The 13,019-nt window shown below is 52.4% G+C and carries 11 protein-coding genes; 10 read left to right on the top strand and 1 reads right to left on the bottom strand.

Annotated elements, in window-relative coordinates; all coding sequences use genetic code 11:
- Window positions 1-79: 79 nt before the first annotated feature.
- The 6 genes from P1U71_RS05295 (at window position 80) to P1U71_RS05270 (ending at window position 6,974) form a co-directional block, all read left to right on the top strand.
- A complete protein-coding gene (locus P1U71_RS05295; protein ID WP_301104513.1) occupies window positions 80-640 on the top strand; it encodes a fasciclin domain-containing protein in 561 nt (186 codons plus the stop codon).
- 282 nt (window positions 641-922) lie between these two features.
- Window positions 923-2,140, top strand: a complete 1,218-nt coding sequence (locus P1U71_RS05290; protein ID WP_301104512.1) for an FAD-dependent monooxygenase — start codon at window positions 923-925, stop codon at window positions 2,138-2,140.
- 117 nt (window positions 2,141-2,257) lie between these two features.
- Window positions 2,258-3,421, top strand: coding sequence for a phytanoyl-CoA dioxygenase family protein (locus P1U71_RS05285; protein ID WP_301104511.1), 1,164 nt, complete (start codon window positions 2,258-2,260; stop codon window positions 3,419-3,421).
- 79 nt (window positions 3,422-3,500) lie between these two features.
- The gene (locus P1U71_RS05280) at window positions 3,501-4,067 is read left to right on the top strand and encodes a LemA family protein (RefSeq protein WP_301104510.1); all 567 of its coding nucleotides are present in this window, start codon (window positions 3,501-3,503) and stop codon (window positions 4,065-4,067) included.
- 19 nt (window positions 4,068-4,086) lie between these two features.
- The gene (locus tag P1U71_RS05275; RefSeq protein WP_301104509.1) at window positions 4,087-6,030 is read left to right on the top strand and encodes a DUF2207 domain-containing protein; all 1,944 of its coding nucleotides are present in this window, start codon (window positions 4,087-4,089) and stop codon (window positions 6,028-6,030) included.
- A gap of 77 nt (window positions 6,031-6,107) precedes the next feature.
- Complete coding sequence (locus tag P1U71_RS05270) at window positions 6,108-6,974, top strand: DUF1989 domain-containing protein (protein ID WP_301104508.1); 867 nt, start codon at window positions 6,108-6,110, stop codon at window positions 6,972-6,974.
- A 10-nt stretch (window positions 6,975-6,984) separates the two neighbouring features.
- On the opposite strand, the gene P1U71_RS05265 is transcribed toward P1U71_RS05270, so the two are convergent.
- Window positions 6,985-8,121: an acyl-CoA dehydrogenase family protein gene (locus tag P1U71_RS05265; protein ID WP_301104507.1), complete on the bottom strand. Its 1,137-nt coding sequence runs from the start codon at window positions 8,119-8,121 to the stop codon at window positions 6,985-6,987.
- A gap of 216 nt (window positions 8,122-8,337) precedes the next feature.
- Between P1U71_RS05265 and P1U71_RS05260 the strand changes: the two genes are divergently transcribed.
- The 4 genes from P1U71_RS05260 to P1U71_RS05245 all read left to right on the top strand — a co-directional run bounded on the left by P1U71_RS05260 (window position 8,338) and on the right by P1U71_RS05245 (window position 13,019).
- On the top strand, window positions 8,338-9,195 hold the full coding sequence (locus tag P1U71_RS05260) for a TauD/TfdA family dioxygenase (protein ID WP_301104506.1): 858 nt from the start codon (window positions 8,338-8,340) through the stop codon (window positions 9,193-9,195).
- A 33-nt stretch (window positions 9,196-9,228) separates the two neighbouring features.
- The gene (locus P1U71_RS05255; protein ID WP_301104505.1) at window positions 9,229-9,837 is read left to right on the top strand and encodes a glutathione S-transferase family protein; all 609 of its coding nucleotides are present in this window, start codon (window positions 9,229-9,231) and stop codon (window positions 9,835-9,837) included.
- Window positions 9,838-9,949: 112 nt separating this feature from the next.
- On the top strand, window positions 9,950-12,808 hold the full coding sequence (locus P1U71_RS05250; protein ID WP_301104504.1) for a YdbH domain-containing protein: 2,859 nt from the start codon (window positions 9,950-9,952) through the stop codon (window positions 12,806-12,808).
- The gene (locus P1U71_RS05245; RefSeq protein WP_301104503.1) at window positions 12,801-13,019 is read left to right on the top strand and encodes a YnbE family lipoprotein; all 219 of its coding nucleotides are present in this window, start codon (window positions 12,801-12,803) and stop codon (window positions 13,017-13,019) included. Before P1U71_RS05250 ends, P1U71_RS05245 begins: the two co-directional genes overlap by 8 nt.

Raw genomic sequence — 13,019 nt, 5'->3', positions numbered from 1 at the left:
TGAAACTATTTCAGCAAGTCTCTCGTTGCTCCCTGTAACGGTTCATTGAAGAGCCGTGCATTCAACAAGGAGAATAGGAATGAGACTTCAAAGTATGCTACTCGCCGCCACGCTTGCCCTGCCTGTCGCTATCACGGGCTGTGCCGCTTCTGCCGATAATCCAATGGTTGGCGGAGCACCTATGTATGAGAGCAAGAACATCGTTGAGAATGCCTCAAACTCCAAGGACCATGAAACGCTGGTTGCGGCCGTAAAGGCCGCCGGTCTTGTCGAAACACTTCAGGGTGAAGGTCCCTTTACCGTTTTTGCGCCTACGGACGCAGCTTTCGCGGCGCTGCCCGAAGGCACGGTTGAAATGCTTTTGAAGCCGGAGAACAAGGACAAGCTTACTAAAATTCTGACCTGCCATGTGGTCGCGGCGAAAGCCCTCTCCGGCCCGATTAAGGGGATGGTGGATGACGATAGCGGTGCCCACCCCGTCAAGACAGTGGGCGGATGTGTTTATACCGCCATGTATAAGGGTGATACCATCATGCTCAAAGACGGCCAGGGCAATGTCGCCCATGTCACGATTGCGGATGTCGAACAGTCAAATGGCGTCATTCACGTGATTGACAAGGTATTGCTTCCTGCGTCCTAACTCAGAGCATTGATTGCCCCCGCCAAGGCGGAGGGTCACTCCGGGGCCGCAAATCCTTTTAGGGTTTGCGGCCTTTTAATTTGCCCACCTCTCAATGATGTGCAAATCTCTATCAAATTAGAAACTCCTGATGCGAATTTCCGGCAAAATACGGAGACAATAAATAAAATAGTGAATGGAGATGGGGGATGGCTTTTTTCTTGTCGTTTGTGCTTAAGTCTGCAACCCTTAAGCTCTTGCATTTTCAAGAATAACACGGAGAAAATCCGGAGGGAGAATAACATGCATGTTATTTTGATTGGCTGTGGGATCGCAGGCGCGGCATTGTCGCTCACTTTACAGAGGGCTGGAATTTCCCATTTGGTGCTGGAGCAGGCATCGGAACTTTCCGAAGTTGGCGCGGGCCTTCAGCAAAGCCCGAACAGCATTAGGGTTCTTGAATATCTGGGTCTTAAGGACGAACTGGCGCGCATCGGCGTGCCGCCCTCGGCCCACCTGTTCAAAGATTATAAAACAGGGGAAGTTTACCTCAAGACACCATTAATGCCGAAGGTCGAAGAATTCTTTGGCGCACCCTATTACCATGTACATCGGGCGGACTTGCTCGATATTATGGTGAAGGCGATGGATCCGAAAAACATCCGGCTGAACTGCAAGGTCGTCGATGTTAAAGAAAATGACGACTGGGTCGAAGTTCACTTAAGTGACGGAACGGTCGAAAAGGGAGATGTCCTGATCGGATCTGACGGGCTTCATTCCATGGTGCGGGAGAAATTCTTCGCGCCCGAAAAACCCCGCCCCTCGGGCTGTGTCGCCTGGCGCGGACTGGTGCCGGTTGATGTCGCACGGAATCTCGGCTTCGAACAGAATTCCTATGTCTGGATGGGGCCGCATCGGTCTGCGGTACTCTATTATGTCTGTGGCGGCGATCTTTTTAACTGGGTCGGGATTGGCCCCTACAATGACAATGCGAAGGAATCCTGGTCACAGACTGGCTCTCGCGATGCTGCCCTTAATGAGTATGATGGCTGGAACGAGCAGATACGTGAGTTGATCGCGGGCACGGAAAGCCTCTTCATGACCAATATGATCGATCGTGAACCGCTGGAGAGTTGGGTCACGAGCCGGGTTGCTCTGATGGGGGACGCGGCCCATGCGATGATGCCGTATCACGCACAAGGCGCAGGGCAGAGTATTGAGGATGCCTGGGTGCTGGGCCGATCCCTGGAGATGGCGGAAGGTAATATTTCTGCGGCACTTAAAAAGTACGAGAGACTTCGCCTCGACCGCGCCAATCGGGTCCTCCTGCAATCGCGCGCGGCGGAACATCTGTTCCATATGACCGACCCGGAAGAGGTTTCGCGCCGGAACGCCCGTTTCGCGCGTCATCAGCAGGAAGATCAGGACGGCTTCCCGGTCGGTCAGCGCTGGCTCTATTCCTATGATGCGGAAAAGGCGGTCATGGGCACGGATGATGAATGGCGAGAACTATCCTGGTAAGGCATAATCCTGCCCGGAAATAACAACCATTCTGATGACCTGTTTTTTAAACTCGATAAGAAACGGGTCTGCTTAGCCGGGCAGGAGCGCCAGTCAGATTACAAAAAGGGGAAAATAATGAATAATACACAGCCCGCAGACTATATCACCGTCGCTGATCATGCGCATTTAATGGAGACATATACCCGGGAGGGCGAGGCGCGCGCCTATGCGCTCGGGAATCGCGGTCCGATCAAGTTGGACCCGGATGGCAAGTTGGACAAGGAAATCCTCGATGCCTACCGGGAGCATGGTTTTTACGTTTTTGAGAATGTCGTGGATGCCCCTGAACTGCATGAGCTCCGTGAAGATGTCGAACACTTCCTGTCGCGAGCGCCGGTCGAGCCGGAGGCAGAACTGGACGCGGCGGGTCGACCGGCGTTAGGTCCAGAATTTGTACGTTATCCCTACCGCTTTGCCAAGCCGCTCAGCGATCCGCTTGGGGGAACTACAAAGAACAAGGGGCGTCATCCAGTCAAGATGCTCAATCCGACACCGGGCGAAGATGCGCCGAGTTGGACCATCGAACTTTTGACGGGCAATTTGCACCTGATGGATTCCTGTCTGCGCCTCTATGGTCATCCGGGCTTGCTTGCCGTGGCGGAGGCTATTAGCGGCCCCGATTTTGTTCCCTATAACGAAGTGGTTTTCATCAAGGAGCCGGGCCTTGGGCCCTCTGTTGCCTGGCATCAGGACGGCACGACCCATTGGGATGCGCCGGACTGGGACGGAGATGCGCATGGCTTTAATTTCATGACCCAGCTTTACCCAAGCACACCCGCCAACTGTGTCTGGGTTCTGCCGGGCAGCCATAAGGGTGGGAAAGCGGATATTCCTGCCCTTGTAAACGAAAGCAGATCGGAGCGGCTGAATGAAGCTGTGCCGCTTGTCTGTAAGGCAGGCGAGGTTTTTGTCGTTAACCGGCAGATGGTGCATGGATCTTTTGCGAACTCCTCACCGGATCGACGCGTGACCATAAATGCCGGATTTTTCCCGCGTCATCGTGTCCTCGATATTTCGACAAGTCAGTTGGATGGGCGAATGGAAACATATGATGCAGAGCGTATTCATACGCGCAGCCGGATCATCGCACTTGGCATTGATGCGCGCCAGCAGCGGTTTCCGGATGAACCAAGGTATGATTATCAGCCGTTGTCAGGTGAAATTGAGGAAAATCGCTGGAACGAGGAGAATCGCGAAAAACTCCTCAAAAATTACAACCTCAAGGATATCTATATTTGACGTTAACGATTTAGGCCGTAAACTTGCAGCAGCGCGCATATCCATGAATGAAATGTGCCTGCCGTGGGAGTAACGCGACATGATTTCCTTACTGATTGTCTTTGGCCTGATTGCCGCCGTCATTCTATATGTCATTGTGACTTACAATGGATTTGTCACTCTGCGTGAGAAAACCAACGAGGCATGGAGCGGGATCGAAGTCCAGATGAAGCTTCGATATAATCTCATTCCCAACCTGGTCGAGACCGTAAAAGGTTATGCCAAGCATGAGGCGGGCACGTTCGAGGCCGTAACACGGGCGAGAAACGAGGCTATGGCCAATGATGGGTCTCCGGCGGAGCAGGCGGAAGCTGAAAATATGCTGTCGGGCGTTTTGAAATCCCTGTTCGCCCTTGCGGAGGATTATCCCGAGCTCAAGGCTAATGAAAACTTCCAGAGTCTTCAGGATCAGCTATCGGAGGTAGAGGACAAGATACAGTCCGCCCGGCGTTACTATAACGGGATGGTGCGGGACAACAATATCAAGATTGATCAGTTTCCCAGCAATCTCGTTGCCAACGCCTTTAACTTCCTCAAAGCCGAATTTTTCGAGCTGGCCGAGGATGAAGAGGCAGCTCGCAAGCCGGTCGATGTTAAGTTCGACTAATCGGTGCATCCCTGATCCGGTGACTTTTACAGCCCGAACGCCAAAATTTCCCCTCGCGGCTCTGTTCGGGCTGTTCTTTCTGATTGGAGCTATTTCTCCGACCTTATCCCATGCAGAAGAACTCATTCGGAATTTCCAAAGCAATCTCTGGGTTCATAGCGATGCAACCCTGACAGTGCAGGAGCGGATTACCGTCGTAAGCGAGGGGAACCAGATCAGGCGCGGAATTTACCGCGATTTTCCGACGGACTACAAAGATACCCAAGGAAACCAGTATCGGGTTGGCTTCGAGGTCGAGGAAGTCACCCGCGACGGGCAAGCGGAACCATTTCACACCGAGCGACAATCCAACGGTGTGCGCGTTTATATCGGGGATAAGGATGTCATCATTCCACATGGTGAGCATAGCTACATGATTACTTATCGAACGACGCGCCAGATTGGGTACTTTGATGGAATTGACGAGCTTTACTGGAATGTGACTGGAAATGGTTGGGCCTTTGCGATCGAAAGGGCGAGTGCCCGCGTGCATCTGCCGGAAGGTGCCTCTGTACAGGATTATATCGCCTATACCGGATATCAGGGGGATCAGGGCAAAGCCTATGGAACTCGCGATTTTGTCGATGGCATTGAATTCTATACGACGAAGCCGCTTCGTCCCCAGGAAGGATTGACCATTGCCGTTTCCTGGCCGAGCGGTTTTGTTACGAAGCCCACGAATACGGAGAAGCTGGGCTATCTGCTGTCTGACAATAAAATCCTCTTCATTGGTATCATTGGCTTGCTGGTTATCGTTGCCTATTATCTATTTGTCTGGTGGCGTGTCGGACGGGATCCGGCGGCTGGAACGATTATTCCCTTTTTCGAGCCCCCCGATGGATATTCTCCTGCGGCGATGCGATATATCCGGAACATGGGCTTTGATAACAAGGTTTTTTCAGCGGCCATATTGAGCATGGCGGTGAAGGGCTACGTGACAATTCATGAGGATTCTTCGGGGACATATACCGTGAAAAGGATCGCAAAGAAGGTGCCGCTCTCTATGGGGGAAAGAGCGGTTGCCAGAAAGTTTTTCAATTTCGAAGATAATGAACTTGAGCTCAAGCAGAAGAACCGGGCGATCATACAAGCTGCTCGTAATAGCCTGAAAGAATGGTTGCGGACCGAGTATGAAAAAACCTACTTCAATGATAACCGGCATTATTTCCTGCCGGGTGCAGGGCTTTCAATTCTTGTCATCATATTGATGATTATCGGGGCAAGGGAGCCGAGTGCTGCCGCTTTTATTTCGTTTTGGCTCGCCGGCTGGGCTGCAGGGGTCTATTTTATTTTGCGCCGAGGTTATCGGGCATGGCGGGAATTTTTAAGCGGAAAAAATCCTCTTTCCGGTATTGGCGCCATAATTTTGTCTGTCATGGCAATTCCGTTTCTCGGCGGGGAAGCTATGGGCCTGATGTTTTTGGTCGAGGCAACCTCACCTGCAGCTGCGATCGTTTTTCTGCTGATACAGATAGTAAATCTTGTCTTTTATCATTTGTTGAAGGCGCCGACTTTGCTGGGCCGGAAGATGTTGGACAGGTTTGCGGGCTTTGCCGATTTCCTGAGTGTTACCGAAAAAGATCGGATGAATTTTTTCAATCCGCCGGAACGGACACCGGAGCTGTTTGAAAAGTTCCTGCCCTTTGCCGTGGCGCTGGATGTTGAAAATGCCTGGGCCGAGCAATTCTCGAACAGCTTTGCAAATGCACATGAAGCTCCTGCGCAGATGACCGGCTATCGCCCGACCTGGTATCACGGACGGCATTTTAATCCGACAAATCTGGGCGAATTTTCCACCTCTCTCGGACGTGGATTTACGAGCGCTATTTCCTCCGCGGCGACCGCACCCGGCAGTTCCAGCGGCTCGTCAGGCGGCGGGTCTTCCGGCGGTGGCGGAGGTGGAGGCGGCGGAGGTGGCTGGTAATTAAATTTCCGGCTCCTCGCTTGCTCGCCTTGTCAGAGCATCGTAGGATCGGCTGTCCTTAACGAAGGAGCCGTTCGATGAAATGCAGCCCGCAAAACAATCCCCCTGAAGATGCAAAGAGCCGCAGAGCCATCAAGCCGGTGATTGTTTATCCCGTTGATACGCTCCCGCTGCCAAACGCAGATATTTATTCTGACGCACGGGCACATCTGGAGCAGATCGATGAAGTTATTGTCGCCCCGCGAGATGCGAAATGCTTTCAGGTGCCGGCTGGGCATTTCTTCCGTATTGTCAGTATCGAAGGCCCTCAGGTTGGTGACCTTAACCTCTGGAACGCACATGACGTGAACGAACGGTTTTTCAGCGGCAAGACACGGGCGCTTCATGGTACCCATGTCAGCGTTGGAGACCGGCTCTGGAGCAACCTGCCCTATATGCGGCCCATGGCGACGATCACTCATGACACGCTTGACTGGTATGGCTGGGATGAGGATGGCGGGGGCATCCATGATGTCATCGGAACGCGCTGTGATCCCTATACCAATGTCATGCTGGGCAGTGAGGAATATCATTACTGCTGTCATTCCAATCTTATTCGCGCCTTCGCGACGTCGCGGAATATTTCATACGATGCGGCGGAGCCCTTTGTGCATGACGTCCTGAATGTATTTATGTGCACGGGTTTCACCAAAGATACGCATCAGTATTTCATGAAAGCGAGTCCTGTCCGACCTGGCGACTATCTGGAAATTTTCGCGGAGATTGATCTTTTAGGCGGGCTCTCGACTTGCCCCGGCGGGGATTGCAGTTCCGGTCATTCCAGCGATGAGGCGGCCTGCTATCCGCTGAAAGTTGAGATATTCAGGGCTTCCGAAGGTTTGCCCGTAGACTGGCAACCGGCGGAGCGATCCCCATACTCCCGTAATCACGGCGCAAAAGGCTAATATTAGCGGGTTATCGGCTTCTCGCATGATGGAGGACCGTCGTGCCGATTTTTGCAAGACGGGCGACATGGGCATTTTTGGCGATAGAGAGTGATTTTGATATATCGCGGAACAGATAATTGATATGAGGACTGTCTGAATCGGGCAGCTTTTCAAGCAGGGCGCCAAACGCTTCGGAACAGTTCTGGCATTGCTGATGAAATCCGAGCTGTAACTCCAACAGAGGCTGAAGATCATTCCCTGCGGCGTCCGCCATTGATGCAAGATGCTCAGCAATAACATCCAGTGCTTGCAGCCTTGTCGCGATTGCTCCGATTTCCATAGCGAGATCGTTGCCTGCCGTCTCGGCAATATCCGACAGAAGGCAATACATCGATCCGACCTGACCGGCGGCCCCGGCGGCATCCTCGATCGCCCGCATTCGCATAGAGGTTTTAGTAAAGGCGTCCCCCTCCTCACCAAGCAGGTTTGCTACCGGAACGCGGCAGTCCTCAAGCGCGATGCCACCGTGGGGACAGGGGTGCAGGAAATCTATCTTAACGCCTTCCGTCCGGTGAAATCCGGGGCTATCGGCGGGCACGAGAATGGCGCTGAAGGCTTTCCTGCCATCTGTTTCACTGGTTATCGCAAGGACGATAAACTGATCGGCGAGTGGCCCGTTCGTCAGAAAGGCCTTCTCTCCGTTTAGAACGAAATCATTACCGTCCCGTCGTGCCGTTGTTTTTAAATGCTTCGGATGGGCACCGGCGCCGGGTTCGGAAATCGCGACAGAGAGCGTCGTTTTCCCGGCGGTGAGTGATGGTATCAAATGCCGCTGCAGCGAGGAAGGAGCGTCTGTCGCGATATGCAGTTTGGACATGAGCCAATGGGCCATGAAGACCATGGTTACACCCGGAACGCCGCCGGTCCGGCTGATTACACGTGCGGCAGCAGACAGAAGCTTATAGTTCGCGCCAAGGCTTCCGTGATCTTCGGGTAGGGAGAGGCCCGCGAGACCGGAGGCAGCAAAAGCCTGCCAAAGATCCTCTGGAAATACGTCGGAGACAATTAATTCCGCACGCCGTGGCCGGATATGATCGTCGGCAAAATTCCTGATTAGTTGTAGTATGTCTGCTGATTGGTTCTTTGCCGGATTCACGTCACTCATCCTTTATTATGGGTCTGGTTTTTATTTTTCGCGTGAACGCTGCGGCCATCATAGCATAACGGTGGAGATAATTTCGAGTTCCTTGCATGTCAGCTGTTATTCACTCTGTAGACGCTGACATCGCAAGCCTTTATGGTAGGAATATTGATGGCGGCGGAATCAAGCAAGAGAAATCAAAAACTCCCGCCGCCCTATTTTTCAGGGAGGGTTAATATCATGAATTTTACCGTAAAACCTGTCGATGCAACGTTCGGCGCCGTTGTTACAGGCCTTGATCTGAAATCCTTGAGCGAGGGTGATTTTTCCGATCTTTATGCCAACTGGCTGCAGTATTCACTGCTGATATTTCCGGCGCAGCATTTAACCACGGAAGAACAGGTAGAGTTTGCCCGCCGCTTCGGCGATATGGAGTTTGATCTCACGGCCATCAGCAATGTTGATGCCGCCGGAAATTTGGTCAAGTCTGATGAGAATGATATGGTCAAGATCCTCAAGGGAAATATGGGATGGCATCAGGACAGCACATATATGCCGGTGCAGGCCAAGGGCGCGGTATTCAGTGCCCATGTCGTTCCGTCAGAGGGAGGGGAGACAGGTTGGGCCGATCTCACCGCAGCTTATGGGGCGCTTGATCAAGCAACGCGGGACCGCATTCAAAACCTGAAAGCATATCACTCGCTCCATTATAGTCAGCAGAAAATGGGTTTCATCCAGAAGAAGAAAGATAGTGAATACAATGGTTACGGCCTTCACAATCTGGAGCCGCCGCTTCGTCCTCTCGTAAAAACGCATCCGGAGACCGGTCGTCCTTGCCTGACCATCGGACGTCATGCGTATGGTATTCCGGGCCTGAGTGAGGAGGAGTCTGAAACGCTGTTGGAAGAACTGGTCGATTTCACTTGTCAGGCACCTCGCATTTATCATCATCACTGGGAGCCAGGGGATGTGGTGATTTGGGACAATCGCTGCCTCCTGCATCAAGCCACCCCGTGGGATATGAACCAGCCGCGGGTTATGTATCATTCGCGTATTGCCGGAGATCCGAAAAGCGAATTTGCATCGAGCCAGCCGTAATCTCACGGATATAAAAACAAAGAGGAGAGCATTGTGAAGCTTTACGATCTACCCGCATCGCCAAATGCCCGCCGGGTCCGGATTTTTATCGCGGAAAAGGGGTTGGATATCCCGAAAGAGGAAATCGACCTTTCCACGGGCTATAACAAAACATCAGAGTATTTAGAGAAAAATATTCTTGGACGTATGCCGGTGCTTGAATTGGATGATGGAACAACGATCTCGGAAAGCCATGCGATCTGCCTCTATCTGGAAGGGATGCATCCTGAACCGCCGCTAATGGGAAACACCCCTTTGGAGCGGGCGCAAATCGAGATGTGGAACCGGCGTATGGAATTGGAGTTGCTGATCCCACTTGTAAGCGCCTTTTCTCATGGCCATCCCATGTGGAAGGGTATTCGCGAACAGATCCCGGATTACGTGCCGGTTTGCCAAAAACAGGCGACCCGAAGTCTAGACTGGCTTGAGACGTCTTTAGACGGGCGTGAGTATATCGCGACAGATGCCTACAGTATCGCTGATATTACGGCGCAGTGCGCGATCCTGATGGGAAAAGCGGTTGGCGTCCGTCCCGCTGAGGAGCAGGCAAACATAAATAGCTGGTGGGTGCGCGTAACCAGCCGCCCGAGCGCCCGAGCGTAAAATTATAGGAGCGTGAGAAAGAAATATAACTTTCTCACCCCTTTAGTCATGCTCTAGGCTTGCCTTATTGGTATGTCCATGTAACTGACATAAAGACATGCAGGAAGGGTCGATGGCGGCAGGCGCTAAATCAGGCAATCTTCGAAAGCTTATTTGGGGCGGGTTTTTTTTGCTCGTTGCCTTGCTTGTCTCCCTGATTCTCCTGCGCTCCACCGTGCTTGAATATGTTGGCGAACTTGCTCTTGATTATTACGGGTTTGACGATGTCACCTTGACCGTTGAGGTGGTTACTCTCGATCACGTCACTATTGAAGAATTATCGCTCTCTGATCAGATTATACTGCGTGATGTTGCTGTGCATTATACGCCTCTTTCCCTCCTGCGGGGAGAGATCGATAAGGCGGAAATCGACGAACTTCTTATCGATTTTTCCAACCCGGAAGATGGTGCAATAAGGCAAATAGTCAGCCTTGTTAATGAGGAGGGTGGCGGTGAAGATGCCGTGCAAACCCGCCAGATTCCGGAAATCTCCCTAAAAGCGGGAAAAGCTTTCTCGAAAAACGAAAAGCGGTCGTTTCATGCGGATTTTTCGGGCGCCTTGTCTGCCGATCAGAGGCTAATGGTCAAGGCCATGGTAAAGGCTCAGGTCAAAACAACCTCAGGTCCGATCATTCTGGAAGATATGACGCTCTCTCTGCGCGCGGATTTGGGGATGCAATCAGCGGCGCTGGTGCTCAATGGTGGGATCATACGCCATGCCGGACCCAAGCCGGATTGGGCGCCGCTCATGCTCACGGGGCAAGGAGAGCTGGCGGCGGGCGTATCTACTCTACAAATGGCGGTGAAAACAACGGACGGCCCGTCTCTGATGGAGTTGACAGGAAATTATGACATCGCCTCCGCATCTGGCAAGGTTCAGCTTACGCTGGAAGCCTTAATATTCCGGCGTGATGGGCTGCAGCCTGTGGATTTAACACGTTACGCGGAAAGATTCCCGGCCATTGATGCAACGGTAAAATTTGTGGCAACTGCTGACATTGCGGGATCCGCCATCACTTATGAGGGGGATTTTGTCGTTGAGGAGATGGCGATGGCGGTCGCCGATGGGCATCTTGTCTCGGATCGGCTGCCTGTTGGATTTCGGGGGAAATATGATCTGCAAGACAATGCGCAAAATGCCCGAGTGACATTACATAAGTCTGAAGTGTCGGGTGAATTTTCTGGTAAGACGCTGGTCGTCAGTGACCTTTTCGGCGAGCTGGATGTTCAAAATCTTACCAAAAAGCTTGATCTAAAAACACTGAGCGGAGTGATGAGAGATACTGGTTCAATACCCGATTTTTTTCCTTTTTATTTTACGCTCGCCGGTGGGATGTTGTCATTACAGGACCTATCGCTTCAAGGAGAGGTGGGCAATAGAGCGGAGAATTTCAAAGTTGATGTATCCGCGGCGTATGGGATTGAGTCCGGTGAAGGGAAGCTATCCTTCCAGATACCGAACACCCAAATCGGAAAGGACGGAGCGTCACTTGCCGGGCTATCATCTCATTTAAAGGAAGTTGGAAATAGCCTTACCGGGACTGTGGCGGGAGCTGGCGAAATAACCCGTGATGCAGCGGGTAAACTTGTCTTTTCATCGCTGGAGGCTGAGCTGAGAGATGGCCGTTGGCAGGACAAGACGCTGGTCGCAGAGGGGCTCAATTTCAAAGTAATTGGCGGGCAGAAGGAAGAGGGCGCTCTATTTGAGGGAGATATTACAGGGCGCGCTGGAAATGTTCGGCTGGATGCCCAGAATATGGCCATTTCGGATATTAGGGCGGGGTTTGAGACCTCACTTGAGAACCTCAGTCCCGGGGAAAGCGGGGGTTTTGTGATATCCCATCTGAAGGTAAACCCGAAAGAAGGCGCGCTTTTCAAGGAGGCTCAAACCGTGACGGGAGATGCGAGCTTAAGAGGCGGACAAATTGTTTTCTCGCTGGCGCTGGCCTCAGATTTTCTGGGGAAGTACCTCCATCTGGGTGGTCATCATTCTTTATCGGGCGGTGCCGGAGCGGTACAAGTTACCGTTAATCCGCTCTCCTTTTCGGAAGACGGCCTGCAACCCTCTGATCTTATCGCTGTCGATACCGAAATGAAAGTAGAGGGCAGCATTGTGCCGATCGGCGAGGCAAGCTGGTCTGCAAAAGGGATGAAGTCTTCTGCGGATATCAGTCTTGACGATCTTTCGATCAAGGCGGCGGGGAGCAGTATTTCGGGCCTCACTGGAAAGGTTCATGTTAGTGAGTTGAACCCAATCACTGTTTCATCACCCCAGGAACTGACAGCGCGGAGCGCTACGGCGGGCATTTCCCTGGAGAAGCCTTTTTTGCGGTTTCGCGTCGAGACCAAGAACGGCTCTCCGGTTCTATATATTGATCGGCTAACCGTTGGGCTGGTGGGCGGTGCGGCCATTATTGAAGAGGCGCTCATAGATACGGGGGCTAAAATCAACCGTGTGGAGGTTCAAGTGACCCGCCTTGATCTAGAGGAAGTTATGGCGCTCAGCAATGTCGAGGAGCTCATTGCGACCGGCCGCGTCAGTGGAAAAATACCGCTGGTTTTTGGCGGCGCGCGCTTGCTCGTTGAGGACGGATCGCTGGCGGCGGACGGGCCGGGGGTCCTGAAAATGACGTCGGACGCGGCGCGTCAGGCCCTTGGCGGCGGGGGAGAGCAGGCGGAGTTACTTCTCGATATATTGGAGAATTTCCGCTACTCGGAGCTTTCGATTCAGATTACAAAGACGGAAAGCGGCGAAGATACGGTTAAGCTGCACGCCGCAGGCAGTAATCCTGATGTTGAAAATAATCGCCCCGTGGTCCTCAACATAAATCTGACGACAAGCCTGGACAAGATATTTAATGCCATTCTGGATGGCTATCTCTTGTCGGAAAAAGCGCTCCGTGCTACCGTCGGTGACCGATATAATGAGTGAAGGAATATCTGTGGATAAGCATTCTCTTCTCGCGATTCCGATCGTGACAGTGGTTTTGTTCGTCGCAGTTTCCTGCACACCAACAGTTAAGGTCGAGGCGCCGGCTGAACCCATCACAATCAATCTGAATATCAAGCTGGATGCGGAAGTACGCCTCAAGATTGAAGAGCAGGCGAAAGATGATGTTAGTAACAATCCGGGAATCTTCTGA

This window comes from Sneathiella sp. (assembly GCF_029233945.1).
Lineage (GTDB): Bacteria > Pseudomonadota > Alphaproteobacteria > Sneathiellales > Sneathiellaceae > Sneathiella.
Note: the sequence above shows the minus strand (reverse complement) of the source record. Positions and strands in the feature narration are given on the sequence as shown.